The organism is Luteipulveratus mongoliensis (assembly GCF_001190945.1).
Lineage (GTDB): Bacteria > Actinomycetota > Actinomycetes > Actinomycetales > Dermatophilaceae > Luteipulveratus > Luteipulveratus mongoliensis.
Window position 1 is genome coordinate 2,834,282 of sequence record NZ_CP011112.1, and the last position, 20,326, is coordinate 2,854,607.

Consider the following 20,326-nt stretch of genomic DNA (forward strand, 5'->3'; position numbering starts at 1 on the left):
GGCCATGTCGGGTGGTGCGGTCTAGGCGAACGCCTCTGCGATGGGCGTCGAGCCATGGTTGTACTCGTAGGTCTGCCGGTAGGTACGCGAGTCGTCGACAACCGCCGCAATAGTCGCGGCGACGTCGGCTCTCGAGACCTCTGACTTGTCCTGATCTGCGCCGACACTGACCGACCCGGTTGCGGGTCCGTCCGTGAGGCGGCTCGGTCGCAGGATCGTCCAGTCGAGCTCCGACTGCGCAAGGCGCGCGTCGGCGGCCGACTTGGCATCGGCGTACGCGAAGAACGAGTTGTCCTGGGGCACACCGTGATCCGGTCCCGCGCCGAAGTACGACACCATCACGTAGCGGCTGGCTCCGGCCTTGGTCGCTGCGTCCATACTTCGCACGGCAGCATCCCGATCGACGGCATAGGTGCGTTCGGGGCTGCCCCCGCCTGCGCCGGCGGACCAGACCACGACGTCGTACCCGTCGAGCAGACTCTCGATCTCCTGCTGGTCCATGTGCTCGATGTCCGCGACGACAGCCGTGGCCCCGAGCGCCTCGACGTCGGCCGCGTGATCAGGATTGCGGATGACGGCGCCGACTTCGTCGCCTTGCGACACCAGGAGTGGAATCGCGAGGAGCGCGACCTTGCCGTGCCCGCCGATCAGGGCGATACGAGTCATGCGGTCACCGTACCGGCGCCATGACCGGCTTCGGCGTCGCAGATCGTTGGGTCGTGGTGTGCTGGCTGCCGAGCACAAAGCGGTTGCGCTGTCGCAGCAGGTGCTGGGTCGTGGCGGTCACGACGGAGGACGAACGAGGCACAGTGGTCTCCCTTCGACGGCTGTCCTGGAACTCGTGAGAGATCAGACGGCTCGGGTGGCTAGGGGGTCACAGTCGTCAACGGAGGCACCCTCCGATTAATTCCGGCGCTGCTGACTTTCTTTGAAGTCGCCTTACTGCGCCCCTCAGCGCAGACCGGGAGCGGGCTCGAACGGCCCCTCGACCACCAGTGCCGTGAGGCCCTCTGAGCCTGCTTCCGTCTCGTGCTCCTCGTCCGCATGCCACAGGACTGCGCGCCCCGGTGACACGATGGCCGTCGCGCCGTCGGCCCCTGAGACGCGTGCTGATCCAGTCAGCACCACCAGCAGCTGTTCCCCGACTGCGGGGTGCCGTCCGATCAAGCCGTCGGGGCCGAGGGTCAGGACGGCCACGTGCGCAGGCTCGAACTTCCCAACGCCAGCAACCTGAAAACCCTTGCTGGAGAACGCATCCACCGGTCGCGCCGGAGTCTCGGCCAGAGTGATGATCCGCATCGGTGACTCAGGCCGACTCAAGTGCGAGCTGGTCGGACGCGGCGCGCGCAGCGCGAAGGTCGGCCAGATGCTCCTTGGTCCAGGCGCACCGCGCCTTCAGCAGGTCGAGCAGGGACCGCCCGAGCTCGGTGAGCTCGTACTCCACTCGTGCCGGGACCTCGTCGTACGCCGTCCGCGTCACGAAGCCGTCCCGCTGCATCGCCCGGAGCGAGGCTGCCAGGACCTTCGGTGTCACCGGTTGCAGCGCCGTGAGCAGCTCGCCGAATCGACGTGGTCCGTCGAGGAGGGACATCACGATCTGGTCGTCCCACTTGCCCGACAGGTGCACGGGCAGGAGGTCGGTCACGCACTCATGGGTGGAGAGACGCTCGCTCATGCGAAGAAGCCTAGGTCAGCGCCAGTTTCGTTGCGGTAACCACGATCTCGCGTCGTACGTTCCCGCCGTCGCCGGAACGCCCGGCGAGGAGAGCGAGTGGTGATGACAAAGCTGTTGGTGGTGGGCGCAGGCGGAAGGGCAGGTCGCGCCGTGGTGAAGCAGGCGGCTGCGCGCGGTGTGGCCGTGACCGCTGCGGTGCGCGATCCGAGCGCCTACGGACCGGTGCCGGACGACGTGGTGCTGGTACGCGCTGACGTGACTGATGCCGACTCGCTGGCGGCCGCTGCGGCGGGCCACGACACGATGGTGGTGACGGCGGCACGGCTCGACGTCGACGCGAGCGAGTTCTTCCGTGCTGCGGCGACCGCGGTGGTCGATGCGACGACGCGAGCCGGCGTAACGCGCGTGGTACTCACCGGAATCGGCACGCTGTGGGTGAGTGGCCATAGCAGCCGGCTGCTGGACGATCCGGCGTTGCCGGACGAGGCGCGCACGTTCTCCCTCGGACACCTCGAGCAGCTGCGCGTGGTCGAGACGGCGGACGTCGACTGGCTGATCGTGGCACCGCCGCCGGTGTTCCTCGAGGAGGACGGTGACCCGCACCCGTGGATGGTGGCAACGTCACCAGAGGACGCCGGGCCGTTCTCCTTCGCCGACCTCGGCGCTGCGCTGCTCGACGAGGCTCTCTCGCCCAAACACCATCGTGAGGTACTTCAGGTCACGCGCTCCTGACACCCCGGAGATGGCATGTCGACCTGGCATACCGCCTGCGCCTGACCGTTCAGGATGATCTGTCGTGCGCGTCCGCGTGCGTCTGCGCGACGGTAGCGAGGAAGTCTCCTGCCGCGTGTGGTCGTCAAGCGTGAGATATCGCACCCACCAACGGGACTCGGAGTTCGGGACAGGTCCCGGTGGGGGTCGATAGCGTCCAACGCGGACGCGGCGGCTGCCATGACCGGCAGGCCGTCGATGTGACGACAACCCCACAAGGGAGACGTTCGTGACCGCCCTGGTCCCACCGCCGTTGGAGGTCGAGCCCGCCGAAGACGGGCCGCAGGCTCCGCTCGGCCGATTCCCCACCCGAACCGTCGAGACGGAGCACTGGAATCGTCTGGTCTCCGATCAGCTCGGAGCTCCCCGTCGCGACCATCGCGGCGTCGTGGCGATGGTGCGGCTGAGCGAGCTCGACTCCTTGCGGGACAAGCTCGGCCTCGATGACCTCGCCCACCTGCGCGCGACGGTCGCAGATGTTCTCGTGGGCGACGGCACCAGTGGCACGTGGCTGGCGTGGCCCGAGGACGGCCTCATGCTGGCGTTCACACCAGCCGAGTCGCTGGACGCCGCAGAGCGGACCTGGGAAAAGGCATCGCGTGCGCTGGCCGCGCGCGGCGTGGTCATGCGTGAGGACACCTTCCATCTCAGCGCCCATGTCGGCCTTACGACAGTGGCCGGGCATTGCGGTGTCGCCGACACGCTGGCATCCGCCGAAGCCGCGCTGGACACCGCCGAGGTGCGGCAGGACCTCGTACCTCGGGTCGGTCGGCCAGGGGATGGGAACCCGCGTCACAGCCCCAGCCGAACGCGCTTCCTGACGCGCACCCCGGTCCTCGTGCTGCTGGCGTACGCGATCGCCCTGGTCCCGCCGTTCGCGGCGTACGAGCTCATCTGGCGGTTCGGTGTCGACATCACGACCGTGATCTACCCAGTGCTGATCCTGGCCGGGGTCCTGACTTCCTGGACCGTGTGGGTCGAGTGCCTCAAGGCCCTTCGCAACTCCACTCCAACCCGAACGGGTACGCCGTTCGTGTCGCCTGCTGCGACGGCGCTGATCGCGGCCTACCTGCCGAACGAGGCCGCGACCATCGAGGACACGGTCGAGTCATTCCTGGGGTTGGAGCATCCGGGCGGCCTGCAGATCATCCTCGCGTACAACTCACCCACCCGACTCCCGGTCGAGGACCGGCTCATGGCGATGGAGCTCCGACATCCTCAGCTGCAGCTGATCCGCGTCGACTCCAGCACCTCGAAGGCTCAGAACGTCAATGCCGCACTGCCCGAGGTCAGGGGTGAGCTCATCGGCATCTTCGACGCGGACCACCACCCGGAGGCCGGCGGCTTCGACCGCGCGTGGCGCTGGATGCAGGCGGGCTACGACGTGGTGCAGGGGCACTGTGTGGTCCGGAACGGCGGTGCCTCGATGACGTCTCGTGTCGTGGCGGGCGAGTTCGAGGCCATCTACGCCGTGTCGCACCCGGGTCGTGCGCGGTGGCACGGCTTCGGAGTGTTCGGTGGCTCGAACGGCTTCTGGCGCACCGAAGCTCTTCGCGCGGTGCGCTTTCGCAACGACATGCTCACCGAGGACATCGACTCCTCGATCCGTGCGATCACCATGGGCGCCAAGATCGCCAACGATCCCTTCATCGTGTCCACCGAGCTCGCGCCGACGAGCTGGGGCGCGCTCTGGAAGCAGCGGTTGCGCTGGGCTCAGGGTTGGCACCAGGTGGCGCAGCGGCGCTATCACCGCGCGGTCCGTTCCCCACACCTGACGCTGCGTAACCGTCTCGGGCTCACCCTGCTTCTCTGGTGGGCCCAGCTCATGCCGTGGGTCGCTCTCCAGACCGTGCCCGTCCTCGCCTTCGCGGTGATCCACCGCGACTCGATCGACACCAGGTGGGCGGTACCGATCTTCCTGCTCTCGACATTCTTCACGGCAGGGACCACGTTCCTGCAGTACTCGGTCGCCTGGCTTGCCGCCCATCCCAGCGTGCGGCGGCATCGACGGTGGTTCGTCCTCGGTGCGCTGACGTCGGTGCTCTTCTACACCGAGTTCAAGAACGCCGTCGTGCGCACGTCGCACCTTCAGGAGCTGCTGGGCCAGCGTCAGTGGGTCGTCACCCCCCGAGGTGAATCCGCTCGAGCGAAGGTGACCGCATGAGTGACGCACGCCGCATGGTGTCCCTCGACGGTATGCGGGGCGCGATCGTGCTGGCCGTCATCGCCTTCCATGCCTGGCAGTACGCCGGGGGACAGGCGCGGTCGGGGCAGCACGATCCCTACTCGCTGGCGATCCGAGGCGCGAGCTGGGCGGTCGCCTGGTTCTTCGTCGCCACGGGAGCGCTGCTGTACCGCTCGTACTCGACCCGCGTCCTCGAAGATCGAGAGACCGGCCCGGCACATCGATTCCTCATGCGTCGACTGCTGCGCGTGCTCCCGGCGTACTGGGTTGCGGTGGTGGTCGTGTGGGCGGCACGCAACCCCAAGCTGCCGGGGGACTGGGTCGATCTGGTCGAGCACCTCACTCTCACCCACGTATTCGATCCCCAGCGCATCTTCTGGACGATCGGTCCGGCGTGGTCCCTGCCGTCGCAGATCCTGCACTATGTCGTCATCGCCCTGTTGTGGGTGCCGTTGGCGCGGTGGTGCAGCGGCCGTTCGAGGACCGCCCGGACCGTCGCGCTCGCAGCGCCATGCGTCGCCCTGATCCTGATCGGTCTGGTCTACAGCGTCTGGCTGTCCCTGGCGTCCGGCATCGATCGGGGCGACTGGCCCATCTTGTTCAGTCCGGCGGCCCAAGCGCCGGCACTCGGCGGCGGCATGCTCCTGGGTCTCGTCCTGGCCCGATGGAAGCCACAGCTCCGGCGGGTGGGGAGCACCCTCCTCGCCGGTGCAGCAGTAGCGCTCCTGGCGGCTCTCATCGGCTGGGAGGCGTCGCACGGTAGCGGCCACGCGGACGTCCTGGGCTTTCGGGCTCTCAGCACAGCGACCGCCATCGTGTTCATCGCCTCCGTGATGGCCACGCAGCCGAACCTCTGGTGGAACCGTGCGTGGGGCCTGGAGCCGCTCGCGATGGTCGGCAGGATCTCGTTCAGCGTCTATCTGTGGCACGAGCCCTCCCTCCTGCTGATGAGCGCTCTCGGAGTCATCACACCGTCGGACTCTGTTGCTCACGTGACGGTCGTGCTCCTGATCAGCGGCCTGGTCAGCGGGGTCCTGGCGTATCAGGCGATCGAGAAGCCGCTGGCCAACCTGACCGAGCTGGTGGCGCCCCGCGTACCTTTCCGGGACCGCTACCGGGCTGCGCATCGGTCTGCCGAACCCGAGCTCGCTACGGTGACGTCCTCGTCGGCCTGAGCCGGTCGGCCACCATGCGAAATAGATTTGAAACGTAAATATTCGATATGGAAGTATTGGGGCATGACCCTCGCCCCCTACCGTCGCGTGCTGGCCCGCCCGCGAGCCCGCCAGATCCTGCTGCTCGGGCTGCTGCTGCGCATCCCGATCTTCGGCACGGGCGTGCTGCTGACCCTCCACGTGGTCGAGCACCTGGGGCGTTCCTGGAAGGAAGCGGGGCTTCTGTCGGCGATGGCCACTCTGGCCATCGCTATCAGTGGCCCCTGGCGGGGTCGACTGATCGACCGCTACGGACTGCGCCGCGTCGTGGCGCCGTCGCTCTTCGTGACGGGCGCGGCCTGGGCCGTGGCGCCTTTCGTCGGCTACGGCATGCTCATGCTGCTCGCGACCGTCGGCGGCCTGTTCGTGATCCCGATCTTCACCGTCGCCCGCCAGGGAGTGATCGCCGCGGTCCCGGCAGACGAGCGTCGTACCGCGTTGTCCGTCGACGGTGTCGCCGTCGAGCTCGCGTACATGAGTGGGCCTGCCGTTGCGGTCTGGGCCGGCACGCAGTGGGGCACCGCACCCACGCTCCTGGTCGTCCAGATGTGCGCTGTTGCGGGTGGGGTCGTGCTGTGGTGGCTGAACCCGCCGATGCGTGAGGAGGCGGATGTCGAGGCCGTCGAGGTGCCGCGCTCGTCCTGGCTGCGCCCGCGGTTCGTCGCGCTCTGCCTGACCGCGGCTGCCTCGACCGTCGTGCTCGTCGGGAGCGAGGTCGCGGTTGTCGCGGCGCTGCGTGAGTGGGGTCAGGAGACCCAGCTCGGCCTGGTCTTCGCGGCCTGGGGCTTGGGGTCGATCATCGGCGGCATCGCCTACGGCGCGATGTCGCGCGGCCGCTCGCCGTACGTCCTGCTCGCGGGTCTCGCTCTGGTGACCGCGCCGATGGCGCTCGCCGGCTCCGCGTTCACCGTCGCCGCACTCGGCCTGCTCGCCGGCCTGCTCTGTGCACCGACCATCACCGCCGGAGTCGAGGCTGTCACCCGCGTCGTGCCGACGGCCGCGCGTGGCGAGGCGATGGGCTGGCACGGGTCATGCATGACGATCGGTTCGGCGATCGGGGCACCGGTGGCCGGGCTGATGATTGACAGCACGGGCTACCGGTCGGCGATCCTGGTGGTGGCGCTCGTCGGTCTGCTGGTCGCCCTCGGGGGAGGAGCCGCTGCGCTGGTGGCCCGCCGGGAGCGGCGGCCGCTGGAGCTGGCCGCGTAGGCGCCGATTCGGGGAATGTCGCCGATTCCGGTACCGTTGACCTACCGACTGGCGTGCGCAAGTGCGCCAGTGTGCAAGAGAAGCCCAGCTTCCACCCGCGTCGACAGGCATGTCGCCGGGTTCTCGGTGAGGACCGACCCGTTGTCATTACGACATCAGGGTCACCGATCGTCGTACGACGATCGAGGTCCTCGTCCTTGGCGAAGGCTCCTCGTGCACCCCGGTGACGAGGGGCCTTTCTTCGTCTCTGGGAGCCAGGACTAAGGACAACCGAAGGAGCAGACATCAGCGTCGAGCCACGTATCAACGACCGCATCCGGGTACCCGAGGTGCGGCTGGTCGGACCCAACGGTGAGCAGGTCGGGATCGTGCGCGTCGAGGACGCGCTCCGGCTCGCTGCCGAGGCAGACCTGGATCTCGTCGAGGTGGCACCGATGGCCAAGCCACCGGTGGCCAAGCTCATGGACTACGGCAAGTTCAAGTACGAAGCCGCGATCAAAGAGCGCGAAGCTCGCAAGAACCAGATCAACACCGTCATCAAAGAGATCAAGCTGCGCCCCAAGATCGACCCGCACGACTACGGCACCAAGAAGGGCCACGTCGAGCGGTTCCTCAAGGCGGGCGACAAGGTCAAGGTGACGATCATGTTCCGCGGACGTGAGCAGTCCCGCCCCGAGCTCGGGTTCCGGTTGCTGCAGCGCCTCGCAGAGGACGTCATCGAGCTGGGCTTCGTGGAGAGCGCGCCCAAGCAGGACGGCCGCAACATGATCATGGTGCTCGGACCGACCAAGAAGAAGGCTGAGGCACGTGCCGAGGGGCGCCGTCGCCGCGAGGCGGAGGCAGCCGAGTCGGCTGACCCGTCCAGCGAGACCGCCGCTGAGCCGTCAAGCGAGACCGTCGCCTCAGAGTGACTCGAGGGCGACCGCCCTCGAGCGCGGCTCCGGCCGCAACAACAGCTCGCCACGAGTGCGCTCGTGGCTTCATATCCGCGATCGACGCCGTCCCCTGGCGCCGACCACACGAAGGAGATCGGCTCATGCCGAAGATGAAGACGCACAGCGGTGCGAAGAAGCGTTTCCGCGTCACGGGCAAGGGCAAGATCATGCGTGAGCGCGCCCGCCACGTCCACAAGTTCCAGGAGCGCACCTCCAGCCAGGCCCGCCGCCTGGCGAACGACGTCGAGGTCGCTCCTGCCGACGTGAAGAAGATCAAAAAGCTTCTGGGCAAGTGAGCCCGCTGTCTCATCGACGATGCCGATCGGGTGAGCTTGCGAGCCCGGCCGGAGGAGAAGACGAGACCAAAGACACTTCCCCTGACCACCCAGCACTGAAGGAGTACTCACGTGGCACGCGTGAAGCGGGCAGTCAACGCCCACAAGAAGCGTCGGACCGTTCTCGAGCAGGCCAGCGGCTACCGCGGCCAGCGCTCGCGCCTTTACCGCAAGGCCAAGGAGCAGGTCACCCACTCGATGGGTTACAGCTACCGGGACCGTCGCGCTCGCAAGGGTGACTTCCGTCGCCTGTGGATCCAGCGCATCAACGCCGGTTGCCGCGCCAACGGCATGACCTACAACCGTTTCATCCAGGGCCTGAAGGCCGCTGAGGTTGAGGTCGACCGTCGCATGCTGTCCGAGCTGGCCACCAACGACGCGCCCGCCTTCGCCGCGCTCGTCGAGCTGGCCAAGGCCAACGTCCCGGCCCAGGAGACTGCCAAGGCTGAGCCGACTCCGGCTGCCTGAGCATCACCACACCACGAACGCCGGCTCCCCGCCCGTGCTGACCAACCCCCGCGCTGAGCGGGTCAAGGCCGTACGAGCACTGGGCCGGCGTTCGTCGCGTGAGCGGGCGGGTCGCTTCGTCGCCGAAGGCCCGCAGGCCGTGCGAGAGGTGCTCGCGTTCCGTCCCGAGACGGTGATCGAGCTGTACGTCGACCCCGAGGTGAGTGGTCGGCGTACCGACATCCTCGAGCTGGCCGACAAGCACGACGTGCCGGTGCACGAGTGCTCGGCCGACGTCATGACCGCACTGGCGGACACCGAGCACCCGCAGGGACTCCTCGCGGTCTGCCGCCCGGTCGACGTCCCCCTGACCGAGGCCCTGTCCGGGCAGCCTCGGCTGGTCGTCGTCCTGACCAACGTGCGAGACCCGGGCAACGCCGGCACGGTCATTCGTGCAGCCGACGCGGTCGGTGCCGACGCCGTCCTCGTCAGCGATGCGAGCGTCGACATCTACAACCCCAAGGTGGTCCGCTCGACCGTCGGATCGCTGTGGCACCTGCCGGTCGTCCGCGGCGTCCCTGTGCCTGATCTGCTCGAGGCCTGCCGTGCGGCCGGCCTCAGAGTCCTCGCCGCCGACGGGCAGGGTGAGCAGCTGTTGCCCGACACCGACCTGCAGCCACCGCACGCCTGGGTCATGGGCAACGAGGCCTGGGGCCTGGAGCCTGAGGTGCTCGCAGCGTGCGATGAGGTCGTACGGGTCCCCATCTACGGACATGCCGAATCACTCAATCTGGCGATGGCCGCCACCGTGTGTCTGTACGCCTCGGCGGAGGCTGTGTCCACAGCCGCCGGGGTCGAGCGCCGGACCCCCTAAGCGGCGCTGGCTATCCTGCACGGCATGCCTCGGGATCCTGCGCGCGACGACGTCCGCCGCGCGCCCGATGGCGCCGGAGGCACGACCCACGACGGGGTGCCGGTGGGCTGGGCTGCTGCTGTCGAGCGACTCCCCGAGGGCGTGGTCGTCATCGACGACCAGCGGCGGCTCGTCTCGGCCAACCGCCGAGCAGAGCGCCTCACCGGACTCCCGCTCCGGCAGCTGACAGGTCAGTCGGCCGACGTCGTACTCCCGCTCCGGGACAACCAGTACAGACTGTGGTGGGACTACCAGAACCCGTGGACGGGTCTGCACATCCGGTCAGGAGCGCCGGAGCAGGACCTGCGGTTGCCCAACGGCCGCTCGGTGCTGTTCGCCGCCAGCTACCACCGGCATCCCGACCGCTCCCTCGACTACATCGTCGGCACCATGCGCAGCACCCATGTTCGGGAGCGGCTCGAGGCCGACAGCTCCGCCCTGATCAGCACTGTTGCCCACGAGCTGCGCTCGCCGCTCACCTCCGTCCGGGGGTTCTCCCGCACGCTGCGGCAGCGCTGGACCCAGCTGGCGGACGAGCAGAAGCAGTGGATGCTGCAGGCCATCGAGACCGACGCCCAACGCCTGTCCCGTCTTGTTGGAGAGCTCCTCGACATCTCCCGGATCGATGCCGGCCGACTGCGCCTGCGCCAGCAGCCGATCGACCTGGGGACCTTGGTGACCGACCAGGTCGAACGTCTGGTGACAGCCGGCCACGACCCGGCGCGGTTCGCGATCGTCCAGGCACCCGAACCACCCGAGCTGTGGGGCGATGAGGACCGCGTCGTCCAGGTCATCAGCAACCTCCTCGAGAACGCCCTGCGCCACGGTGCCGGCACCGTCACGGTCAGCATCGGGCAGGACGCCGAGCACGTGATCCTGATGGTCGGCGACGAAGGCCCCGGGATCCCCACGGAGAGTCGCGAAGCAGTCTTCGGCCGGTTCTGGCAGGGGAGCACGCACGGCGGCAGCGGCCTGGGTCTCTATGTCGTTCGTGGACTCGTGCAGGCGCACGGTGGACGCGTGGAGGTCCTGGACGTGCCCGGTGGAGCCACCATCCGCGTGCTGCTGCCCGCCGGTCTGCCGGAGTCGTTGCGCTGATGTCGCCGTGAACTGAAGGCGGACGGCCGTCAGGCGCGGCGTACGGCGTCGATAGACTCTGCCCGCGCGCTCGCCGGGGGGACCCCGAGACGCAACCACACGACGCCCGCGAAGTGAGACTCATGTCTGGCCCCAACACGCAGTACGACCCGGTCGAGGTCAGTGCCCTCGACCCTGCCGTCCTTGACCGTGCGGTCGAGGAGGCCCTGAGCGCCATTGCCGCAGCGGGCAGTCTTGACGAGCTCAAGACCGTACGCACCGCGCACCAGGGCGAGCGCAGCCCGCTCGCGCTCGCCAACCGTGAGATCGGTGCGCTGCCGCCGACCGCCAAGGCCGACGCCGGCAAGCGTGTCGGGCAGGCGCGTGGGCGAGTCGGCGGCGCGCTCAAGCAGCGCCAGGCCGAGCTGGAGATCGAGCGCGACGAGCGCATCCTGGTCGACGAGGCCGTCGATGTCACGATGCTCCCGGCGCGACGCCCGGTCGGTCGGCGGCATCCCGTCGAGCTGATGGCCGAGAAGATGGCCGACGTCATGGTCGGCATGGGCTGGGAGATCGCCGAAGGGCCGGAGATCGAGGCCGAGTGGTTCAACTTCGACGCCCTCAACTTCGACGTCGACCACCCCGCGCGGCAGATGCAGGACACGTTCTACGTCGAGCCGGCGGACGATCGGCTGATCCTGCGTACCCACACGTCACCCGTCCAGGCCCGAGCGCTCCTCGAGCGTGGCGCGCCGCTCTACGTCGCGGTGCCCGGCAAGGTGTTCCGCACCGACGAGCTGGACGCCACGCACTCGCCGGTCTTCCACCAGATGGAGGGGCTGGCTGTCGACGAGGGTCTGACGATGGCCCACCTGCAGGGCACGTTGGACCGCCTTGCATCCGAGCTGTTCGGCGAGGGCATCACCACCCGCCTGCGTCCCAACTTCTTCCCGTTCACCGAGCCCAGCGCCGAGATGGACCTGCGCTGCTTCGTCTGTCGCGGCGAGGACCCGGACTGTCGCACCTGCGGCGGTACCGGCTGGGTCGAGTGGGGCGGCTGCGGCATGGTCAACCGCAATGTGCTGCTCGCCTGCGGTGTCGACCCCGACCGATACAGCGGCTTCGCCTTCGGCATGGGAGTGGAGCGAGCACTGATGTTCCGTTCGGGCGTGGCCGATATGCGCGAGATGTTCGAAGGTGACGTGCGGTTCAACGCACAGTTCGGTCTGGAGGTCTGATGCTCGTCCCGATCGAGTGGCTGCGTGACTACGTCGCGGTGCCGGCCGAGGCGACCGGCCTCGAGGTGGCTGCCAGCCTGGTCAAGGTTGGTCTCGAAGAAGAAGGCCTGGTCGGTGGCGACATCACCGGACCGCTGGTCGTGGGCCGCGTGCTCACCCAGGAGCCCGAGCCGCAGAAGAACGGCAAGACGATCAACTGGTGCACCGTGGACGTCGGCGATGCCAACGGCACCGGCGAGCCGCAGGGCGTCGTCTGTGGGGCACACAACTTCGGCGTCGGCGACCTGGTCGTCACCGTCCTGCCGGGTGCCGTGCTGCCGGGTGGTTTCGCCATCTCCGCGCGCAAGACCTACGGGCACGTCAGCTCAGGGATGATCTGCGCCGCCGACGAGCTCGGTCTGCCCGACGACGGCTCAGGCGGCATCATCCGTCTCGCTGAGCGCCTCGGCCGCGACGACCTGACGCCCGGTGAGGACGCCATCCCGTTGCTCGGTCTTGACCGCGAGACCATCGAGGTCAACGTCACGCCCGACCGGGGCTACTGCTTCAGCCTGCGTGGGATCGCCCGTGAGTACGGCCATGCGACCGGTGCGTCGTTCACCGACCCCGCCATCGCCTTGTCGAAGGCGGCGCCGCCGGCCAACGAGCAGGGGCACGCCGTCCGCCTGGCCGACGAGTCGCCGTTGCGTGGCGTGCCCGGCTGCGACCGCTACATCGCCCGGGTGGTTCGTGGCATCGACCCGCAGGCGCAGACACCGGCATGGCTCGCGACCCGCATCACCGAGGCCGGCATGCGGCCGGTGTCGCTCGCTGTCGACGTGACCAACTACGTCATGCTCGCGCTCGGCCAACCGCTGCACGCCTTCGACGTGTCGACGCTCGGCGGGCCGATCGTCGTACGCCGGGCGCAGTCGGGGGAGCAGCTGACCACGCTCGACGGTGTCGAGCGCAAGCTCTATGCCGAGGACCTGTTGATCACCGACTCCGGCGACCAGGTGCTCGGCATCGCGGGAGTGATGGGCGGCCAGACGTCCGAGGTGTCGGAGTCGACGACAGACGTCCTCATCGAGGCGGCGCACTTCGACCCGATCTCGGTGGCGCGCTCCTCGCGGCGCCATCGGCTGACGAGCGAGGCTTCCAAGCGTTTCGAGCGTGGCGTCGACCCCGACGTCGCTGCAGCGGCCGCGCAGCTGGCCGTCGACCTTCTGGTGGAGCACGGCGGCGGCACAGTCGACGAGGGCGTCAGTGACGTTGATGAGCGCGCGGAGCGTCAGAGCCTTCGTATGCCGGTGGAGCTGCCGACCCGACTCGTCGGCGTCGACTACTCGTCGGCCGACGTGATCGGCGTCCTCCGTGAGATCGGTTGCGACGTCATCGAGCTCGGCGACGAGCTCCAGGTCACGCCGCCCTCATGGCGGCCAGACCTGCGCAACGGACCCGACCTCGTCGAGGAGGTCGCCAGACTCAAGGGCTACGACCAGATCCCATCGGTCTTGCCGACACCCCCTGGTGGTCGCGGCTTGACCCACTCCCAGAAGGTCCGGCGCATTGTCGCGAACGCCCTTGCCGCGCAAGGACTTTCGGAAGTCCTGACCTATCCCTTCGTCAGCGATGCCATCTTCGACCAGCTCGCCTATCAGCCCGGGGACCCTCGCCGGACCGCCGTACGACTGGTCAACCCGCTCTCCGACGAGCAGCCCCTGATGCGTACCTCGGTCCTGTCGACTCTGCTGGACACCGTGCGGCGCAACGCGTCCCGCGGCTCCAAGGACCTCGGGCTCTTCGAGCTCGGTCTGGTCGTCGCGGGTGGACAGGGCACCGCGGAGTCCTATCCCGTGGGCGAGTACCCCGGGCCGGATGCCGTGCAGGCCGTACGCGACGCCGTGCCCGATCAGCCCCGTCACCTCGCGTTCGCGCTGGCAGGCGAGATCGAGCGCGCCGGCTGGTGGGGAGCAGGGCGCAGTGCCGACTGGTCCGACGCGGTGGCCACGGCCCGCGCTGTGGGCGAGGTGCTGGCGGTCCCGCTGAGTGTCGAGGCCGGCGACGAGGCGCCCTTCCACCCGGGCCGCTGTGCGCGGTTGTCGCTGGCGGACGGCACGCTCGTCGGTCAGGTCGGCGAGCTGCATCCCAAGGTCGTCCAGACGCTGGGCCTGCCGGCGCGCACGGTCGCGGGCGAGCTCGACCTCGATGTTCTCGTCCGTGCCAGTGAGCCCCTGGTGCAGGTGACGCCCCTGGCGACCTACCCGGTGGCCAACAGTGATGTCGCACTGACCTTGGATGCCGGCGTACCCGCGGCCGAGGTCGAGCGTGCCCTGCGCTCAGGCGCGGGTGAGCTGCTCGATACGGTGACGTTGTTCGACGTCTACTCAGGTGACCAGGTGGGAGAGGGCAAGAAGTCGCTGGCCTACCGCCTCGTCTTCCGCTCGCCGGAGCGCACGCTGACGACCGAAGAAGTCAACGACCTGCGCGACGCGGCAGTCAGCAGCGCTGCCGGTGCCACAGGGGCCGTACAGCGCATCTGACCGCCCCGCATGGTCATGCGGCGTGATGTATCATCATGCAGGTGATCAAGGTTGGCGTCGCGGGCGCGAGTGGGTACGCCGGGGGAGAGGTGCTGCGGCTGGTCCTCGGCCACCCCTCCTGCGAGATAGGCAGCCTGACGGCGGGCGGGAGCGCCGGCACAGCGCTGGGGCTCGTCGCTCCGCACCTCGGGCCGCTGCGAGAGCGCGTCCTGCAGGAGACCACAGCCGAGGCCTTCGCGGACCACGACGTGGTCTTCCTTGCCCTACCGCACGGCGCGTCCGCGGCCTTGGCCGATGCCCTCCCGGACGACGTGGTCGTGATCGACTGTGGCGCCGACCATCGGCTCGTGGATGCGGCGGTGTGGGAGCGGTTCTACGGCACCCCTCACGCCGGGGCCTGGCCGTACGGCATGCCCGAGCTGCTGAGCAACGGCGGAGCGCGGCAGCGCGAGCAGCTCGTGGGCGCGCGCCGAATCGCCGTCCCGGGTTGCTATCCGACCGCCGTCAGCCTCGCGCTCGCGCCGGCCTTGGCTGCCGGTCTCGCGCAGCCTGAGGACATCGTGGTTGTCGCAGCGAGCGGGACGTCGGGTGCTGGGCGTGCGCTCAAGCCGCACCTGCTCGGCGCCGAGGTGATGAGCTCCATGAGCCCGTACGGCGTGGGCGGCGGGCACCGACACACACCGGAGATCGAGCAGAACCTCGCGGCTGCCGCGGGACAGCCCGTGCAGGTGTCCTTCACGCCGACGCTGGCGCCGATGCCGCGTGGGATCCTCGCGACGTGCACGGCCCGCCTCCGTGGCGATGTCGACGAGCAAGCCGTCCGGGCGGCGTACGAATCTGCTTATGGCACAGAGCAGTTCGTGACGCTGCTGCCTGAGGGCCAGTGGCCTTCGACGGGAGCCGTGCTTGGGTCGAACCAGGTGCAGATGCAGGTTGCCGTTGATCCGCACGCCGGACGGGTGATCGTGGTGGCTGCGGTCGACAACCTCACCAAGGGCACCGCCGGGGCCGCTGTCCAAAGCATGAATCTTGCCCTCGGGTTCGCCGAGGACACCGGACTGAGCAGTGTGGGAGTGGCGCCGTGAGCGTGACCGAACCTCAAGGATTCCGCGCCGCTGGCGTTGCTGCGGGACTCAAGACGGGCGACCGACGTGATGTCGCTCTGGTCGTCAACGACGGCCCCGACCACCACGCGGCGGCGGTGTTCACGAGCAACCGGGTCGAGGCGGCACCGGTGACCTGGAGCCGCCAGGTGGTGGTCGACCGCAGGGTCGATGCCGTCGTCCTCAACTCCGGAGGTGCCAACGCGTGCACCGGCGCACAGGGCTTCCAGGACACCCATGCGACAGCTGAGGCCGTCGCCACTGCTCTGGAGATCTCTGCCGGCGACGTCGTGGTCTGCTCCACGGGTCTCATCGGTGAGCTCCTGCCGATGGACAAGATCCTCAACGGCGTTACGGCCGCAACGAATCAGCTGTCCGCACAGGGCGGTCCGACGGCGGCCGAGGCGATCATGACCACGGACACCGTCGCCAAGCAGGCCCTCGTCCAGGGCGACGGCTGGCAGGTCGGCGGGATGGCCAAGGGTGCCGGCATGCTCGCGCCGGCCCTCGCCACGATGCTGGTCGTCGTGACGACGGATGCGGTCGTCGACCCCGAGGAGCTCGACCGGGTGCTGCGTACGGCCACCGCCCAGACCTTCGACCGGATCGACTCCGACGGCTGTCAGTCGACCAACGACACCGTGCTCCTCCTCGCGTCCGGTGCCTCAGGCGTCACAGCCGATCCGCAAGCGCTGACGGAGGCGGTGACGACGTGCTGCGCGCAGCTGGCCCGCCAGCTCATCGCCGACGCCGAAGGCGCCAAGCACGACATCGCGATCGAGATCCGTTCAGCCGCAACGGAGTCCGACGCCCTCGAGGTCGCGCGGTCGATCGCACGCAACAACCTCTTCAAGTGCGCGGTCTTCGGCAACGACCCCAACTGGGGCCGGGTGTTGTCGGCGGTGGGCACGACAGCCGCGGCCTTCGACCCGCAGACTCTGGACGTCTCGATCAACGGGGTCGAGGTGTGCAGATCCGGCGGTGTGGGCGAGGACCGCTCACTGGTCGACCTCACCCAACGTGAGGTCCAGGTGACCGTGGACCTGCACGCCGGCGATGTCACAGTGACGGTCTGGACCAACGACCTCACGCACGACTACGTGCACGAGAACTCGGCGTACAGCTCATGAGCCTGCGCACTCCCGACTCGCTGCTCGCCGCGGCAGACAAGGCAGCCACCCTGGTCGAGGCGCTGCCCTGGCTCGAGCGGTTCAAGGACGCCCTCGTGGTGGTGAAGTACGGCGGCAACGCGATGACCGACGACACGCTCAAGGCTGCGTTCGCCGCTGATGTGGCCTTCCTGCGTTACGCCGGGCTGCGCGTCGTGGTGGTCCACGGTGGCGGACCGCAGATCCAGACGATGCTCGACCGCCTCGGCGTCGCGAGCGAGTTCAAGGGCGGTCTGCGGGTCACGACACCCGAGGCGATGGATGTCGTACGCATGGTGCTCACCGGGCAGGTGTCGCGCGAGCTCGTGGGACTCATCAACCAGCACGGCCCGTTGGCAGTCGGACTGTCCGGCGAGGACGGCGCGCTGTTCGGCGCGCGTAGGCGTCCCGGGACTGTGGATGGCGTCGAGGTGGATCTCGGCCTCGTCGGCGACGTCGTCACCGTCAACCCATCAGCCGTCCGCGATCTGCTGGACGCCGGTCGCATCCCGGTCGTCTCGTCGGTCGCGCCCGACCTCGACCAGGACGGTCAGGTCCTCAACGTCAACGCCGACACGGCCGCCGCTGCTCTGGCCGTCGCCCTCGGTGCGCACAAGCTCGTCGTCCTCACGGACGTCGAAGGCATCTACGAGCGCTGGCCCGACCGAGACAGCCTGCTGTCCAGCCTCAGCGTCGAGCGCGCGGAGGTCCTGCTGGAGACCGTGGCATCAGGCATGGTCCCCAAGCTCGAGGCCTGCATCCGCGCGGTGCGTGGCGGCGTACCCCAGGCACACGTGATTGATGGGCGCGCCTCCCACTCGCTGCTGCTCGAGATCTTCACCGACGAGGGAATCGGCACCATGGTGCTGCCACAGGAGGCGACCGCATGACGACCACTGACAGCCACCAGGCCGGCCTCCTCGAGCGCTATCGCCGCAGCCTGCTCGGTGTCTTCGGCACGCCACCACTCGTGCTCTCCCACGGTGAGGGCTGCTACGTCTGGGACGCCGACGGTCACCGCTACCTCGACTTGGTCGGTGGCATCGCCGTCAATGCGCTCGGACACGGCCACCCGGCCCTCGTCTCAGCGCTGTCCAAGCAGGCCGCTGAGGCGATCCACATCTCCAACCTGTTCACCTCGGTCCCGCAGATCGAGCTCGCGGAGCGGCTCCTGCAGATTGCTGGCGCCCCGGAGGGTTCGGGCGTCTTCCTCGCCAACTCCGGCGCCGAGGCCATCGAGGCCGCGATCAAGCTCAGCCGTCGCACGGGTCGTCAGCAGATCATCGCCGCCGAAGGCGCCTTCCACGGTCGTACGACAGGGGCGCTCGCGCTCACCTCGAAGGCTGCCTACCGCGAGCCGTTCGAGCCGCTGCTGCCGGGCGTCAGCCACATCCCATACGGCGACGTCGACGCTCTCCGGGCCGCGGTCACCGAGGCGACCGCGGCCGTCGTACTCGAGCCCCTCCAGGGTGAGGCCGGCGTGATCGACCCCGGGCCCGACTACCTGGTCGCCGCGCGCGAGATCACCCAGGCAGCGGGTGCACTGCTGATCATCGACGAGATCCAGACCGGTGTCGGCCGTACGGGGGAGTGGTTCGCGTTCCAGGCGAGCGGCATCCAGCCCGACGCGATCACCGTCGCCAAAGGGCTGGGCGGCGGCGTACCCATCGGCGCGCTGATCACGTTCGGGGAGCGCAGCTCTGCTCTGCTCACGGCCGGCCAGCACGGCACGACGTTCGGCGGCAACCCGCTCGCGACCGCCGGAGCGCTGGCGGTGCTCGACACGATCGAGCAGTCGGACTTGCTACGACATGTCACACGGGCCGGGCAGCACCTGGTCGACCAGGTCGCCGCGCTCGATCACCCACTCATCGTACCGGTCCGCGGCCGTGGTCTGCTCCGAGCGATTCCGCTGCGGGAGCCCGTTGCGCCAGCGCTGGCCGCAGCTGCTCGAGAAGCGGGCTTCATCGTCAATCCCGTTTCGCCGCAAGCGATTCGGCTTGCACCACCGCTCATCATCACGCCCGAGCAGCTCGACACGTTCGTCGCAGCGCTGCCCGGCCTGCTCGACTCCTTGGAGGGCCAGTCATGACCCGTCACTTCCTGCGCGACGACGATCTCAGCCCGGCCGAGCAGGCAGCCGTGCTCCAACGCGCGGCCCGCCTCAAGGCAGATCGCCACGCTGAGCAGCCGCTCGCGGGTCCTCAAGGCGTGGCGATCGTCTTCGACAAGCCGACGTTGCGCACCCAGCTTTCCTTCTCGGTGGGCGTTGCCGAGCTCGGCGGGTTCCCGATGGTGGTCGACGGCAGGCTGGCCCAGATCGGCACCCGCGAGTCCATCCCCGACACGGCACGGGTCCTCGGCCGCCAGGTGAGCGCGATCGTCTGGCGGACCTACGAGCAGGCCCGTCTTGAGGAGATGGCCGCCCACGCCGGCGTACCCGTGGTCAACGCACTCACCGATGACTTCCACCCCTGCCAGATCCTCGCGGACCTGCTCACCGTGATCGAGCACAAGGGCGCGCTCGCGGGCCTGACGATGACCTACGTCGGGGATGCGGCCAACAACATGGCGCACTCCTACCTCCTCGGTGGCGCCCTCGCCGGTATGCACGTCCGCGTCGCCGGGCCCGCCACGCACCACCCGCAGGCAGAGATCCTCGCCCGCGCCAGCGAGATCGCTTCGGAGACAGGCGGATCCGTCGCCGCGACCGATGATGCTGTCGGGGCCGCCACCGATGCGGACGTCATGATCACAGACACCTGGGTCTCGATGGGGCAGGAGGCCGAGGCAGGCTCCCGCAAGGGCGAGGAGTCGCCGTTCGCGGCGTACGCCCTCGACAGCGCTCTTCTCGCCCATGCCAAGTCGGACGCCATCGTGCTGCACTGCCTGCCGGCCTACCGCGGTTTCGAGATCGCGGCCGAGGTGATCGACGGTCCGCAGTCCGTCGTGTGGGACGAGGCAGAGAACCGCCTCCATGCTCAGAAGGCCTTGCTCGCCTTCCTCCTCGAGCAGGGTTCGTCGTGATCGCCCGTACGCGGACGGCGCGTCACCAGCGCATCATCGAGATCATCCAGGGCGAGGCGATCCACTCCCAGACCGAGCTCGCGGCGCGCCTTGCGGTGGACGGGCTGGAGGTCACACAGGCGACGCTGTCGCGTGACCTCGTCGAGCTCGGCGCGGAGAAGGTGCGTCAGGGCCGACAGCTCGTGTACGCCGTACCCGGCGAGGGCGCGGACCGCACCCCTCGAGCCGGCGGCGAGGAGCACGAGCCGTCGGACGGGCGACTCCGCCGGGTGGCTGCAGAGCTGCTCGTCGACGCCGAGGCCACCCGCGACCTCGTCGTGCTCCGTACGCCGCCCGGTGCGGCCAACTTCCTGGCCTCAGCGATCGACCACGCGGGTCTGTCATCGGTTCTTGGCACCATCGCCGGCGATGACACGATCCTGGTGATCGCACGACCCGGACATCCGGGCGCTGACGTCGCCGCGACCCTTCTCGACCTTGCCCAGCACGAGGCCGCACCGGCCAGCAACAACCAGGAGGACTGACCG

Annotated in this window: 21 protein-coding genes; 17 read left to right on the forward strand and 4 right to left on the reverse strand. The window is 68.9% G+C overall.

Annotated features, from left to right (window positions below):
• Positions 1–21: 21 nt before the first annotated feature.
• From VV02_RS13540 to VV02_RS13550, 4 genes are all read right to left on the reverse strand, one after another.
• The gene (locus VV02_RS13540) at positions 22–666 is read right to left on the reverse strand and encodes an SDR family oxidoreductase (protein WP_052592218.1); all 645 of its coding nucleotides are present in this window, start codon (positions 664–666) and stop codon (positions 22–24) included.
• Between the two features lie 4 nt (positions 667–670).
• A complete protein-coding gene (locus VV02_RS26425; RefSeq protein ID WP_157063405.1) occupies positions 671–808 on the reverse strand; it encodes a hypothetical protein in 138 nt (45 codons plus the stop codon).
• A gap of 143 nt (positions 809–951) precedes the next feature.
• Positions 952–1,299 carry a cupin domain-containing protein gene (locus VV02_RS13545; RefSeq protein ID WP_052592220.1) on the reverse strand — a complete coding sequence of 116 codons (348 nt, stop codon included), beginning with the start codon at positions 1,297–1,299 and terminating at the stop codon, positions 952–954.
• A 7-nt stretch (positions 1,300–1,306) separates the two neighbouring features.
• Positions 1,307–1,675, reverse strand: coding sequence for a winged helix-turn-helix transcriptional regulator (locus VV02_RS13550; protein WP_052592222.1), 369 nt, complete (start codon positions 1,673–1,675; stop codon positions 1,307–1,309).
• 102 nt (positions 1,676–1,777) lie between these two features.
• Here VV02_RS13550 and VV02_RS13555 point away from each other — a divergent pair, with 102 nt between their 5' ends.
• The 17 genes from VV02_RS13555 (at position 1,778) to VV02_RS13635 (ending at position 20,323) form a co-directional block, all read left to right on the forward strand.
• Complete coding sequence (locus VV02_RS13555; protein WP_052596985.1) at positions 1,778–2,407, forward strand: NAD(P)-dependent oxidoreductase; 630 nt, start codon at positions 1,778–1,780, stop codon at positions 2,405–2,407.
• A gap of 268 nt (positions 2,408–2,675) precedes the next feature.
• The gene (locus tag VV02_RS13560) at positions 2,676–4,610 is read left to right on the forward strand and encodes a glycosyltransferase family 2 protein (protein WP_052592224.1); all 1,935 of its coding nucleotides are present in this window, start codon (positions 2,676–2,678) and stop codon (positions 4,608–4,610) included.
• Positions 4,607–5,806, forward strand: coding sequence for an acyltransferase family protein (locus VV02_RS13565; protein ID WP_052592226.1), 1,200 nt, complete (start codon positions 4,607–4,609; stop codon positions 5,804–5,806). Before VV02_RS13560 ends, VV02_RS13565 begins: the two co-directional genes overlap by 4 nt.
• A gap of 63 nt (positions 5,807–5,869) precedes the next feature.
• Positions 5,870–7,054 carry an MFS transporter gene (locus VV02_RS13570; protein WP_052592228.1) on the forward strand — a complete coding sequence of 395 codons (1,185 nt, stop codon included), beginning with the start codon at positions 5,870–5,872 and terminating at the stop codon, positions 7,052–7,054.
• Positions 7,055–7,383: 329 nt separating this feature from the next.
• Entirely contained in the window at positions 7,384–7,965 is a 582-nt protein-coding gene (gene infC / locus VV02_RS13575; RefSeq protein WP_052592230.1) for a translation initiation factor IF-3, read from the forward strand.
• Between the two features lie 125 nt (positions 7,966–8,090).
• On the forward strand, positions 8,091–8,285 hold the full coding sequence (gene rpmI / locus VV02_RS13580; protein WP_052592232.1) for a 50S ribosomal protein L35: 195 nt from the start codon (positions 8,091–8,093) through the stop codon (positions 8,283–8,285).
• Positions 8,286–8,396: 111 nt separating this feature from the next.
• Complete coding sequence (rplT, locus tag VV02_RS13585) at positions 8,397–8,792, forward strand: 50S ribosomal protein L20 (protein WP_052592234.1); 396 nt, start codon at positions 8,397–8,399, stop codon at positions 8,790–8,792.
• Positions 8,793–8,826: 34 nt separating this feature from the next.
• On the forward strand, positions 8,827–9,645 hold the full coding sequence (locus tag VV02_RS13590) for a TrmH family RNA methyltransferase (RefSeq protein WP_052592236.1): 819 nt from the start codon (positions 8,827–8,829) through the stop codon (positions 9,643–9,645).
• 24 nt (positions 9,646–9,669) lie between these two features.
• Positions 9,670–10,782: a sensor histidine kinase gene (locus tag VV02_RS13595; protein ID WP_052592239.1), complete on the forward strand. Its 1,113-nt coding sequence runs from the start codon at positions 9,670–9,672 to the stop codon at positions 10,780–10,782.
• A gap of 122 nt (positions 10,783–10,904) precedes the next feature.
• Positions 10,905–11,999: a phenylalanine--tRNA ligase subunit alpha gene (gene pheS / locus VV02_RS13600; RefSeq protein ID WP_052592241.1), complete on the forward strand. Its 1,095-nt coding sequence runs from the start codon at positions 10,905–10,907 to the stop codon at positions 11,997–11,999.
• Positions 11,999–14,521 carry a phenylalanine--tRNA ligase subunit beta gene (gene pheT, locus VV02_RS13605; protein WP_052592243.1) on the forward strand — a complete coding sequence of 841 codons (2,523 nt, stop codon included), beginning with the start codon at positions 11,999–12,001 and terminating at the stop codon, positions 14,519–14,521. Before pheS ends, pheT begins: the two co-directional genes overlap by 1 nt.
• Positions 14,522–14,556: 35 nt before the next feature.
• Complete coding sequence (gene argC, locus VV02_RS13610; protein WP_052592246.1) at positions 14,557–15,606, forward strand: N-acetyl-gamma-glutamyl-phosphate reductase; 1,050 nt, start codon at positions 14,557–14,559, stop codon at positions 15,604–15,606.
• Entirely contained in the window at positions 15,603–16,754 is a 1,152-nt protein-coding gene (gene argJ, locus VV02_RS13615) for a bifunctional glutamate N-acetyltransferase/amino-acid acetyltransferase ArgJ (protein ID WP_052592248.1), read from the forward strand. Before argC ends, argJ begins: the two co-directional genes overlap by 4 nt.
• Positions 16,751–17,662 (forward strand): acetylglutamate kinase, encoded by a 912-nt coding sequence (gene argB / locus VV02_RS13620; RefSeq protein WP_052592251.1) that lies wholly within the window; start codon positions 16,751–16,753, stop codon positions 17,660–17,662. Before argJ ends, argB begins: the two co-directional genes overlap by 4 nt.
• The gene (locus tag VV02_RS13625) at positions 17,659–18,864 is read left to right on the forward strand and encodes an acetylornithine transaminase (protein WP_052592252.1); all 1,206 of its coding nucleotides are present in this window, start codon (positions 17,659–17,661) and stop codon (positions 18,862–18,864) included. The genes argB and VV02_RS13625 overlap by 4 nt, the downstream gene beginning before the upstream one ends.
• Positions 18,861–19,799, forward strand: coding sequence for an ornithine carbamoyltransferase (argF, locus tag VV02_RS13630; RefSeq protein ID WP_052592254.1), 939 nt, complete (start codon positions 18,861–18,863; stop codon positions 19,797–19,799). Before VV02_RS13625 ends, argF begins: the two co-directional genes overlap by 4 nt.
• Complete coding sequence (locus VV02_RS13635) at positions 19,796–20,323, forward strand: arginine repressor (RefSeq protein WP_052592256.1); 528 nt, start codon at positions 19,796–19,798, stop codon at positions 20,321–20,323. The genes argF and VV02_RS13635 overlap by 4 nt, the downstream gene beginning before the upstream one ends.
• Positions 20,324–20,326 lie beyond the last annotated feature (3 nt).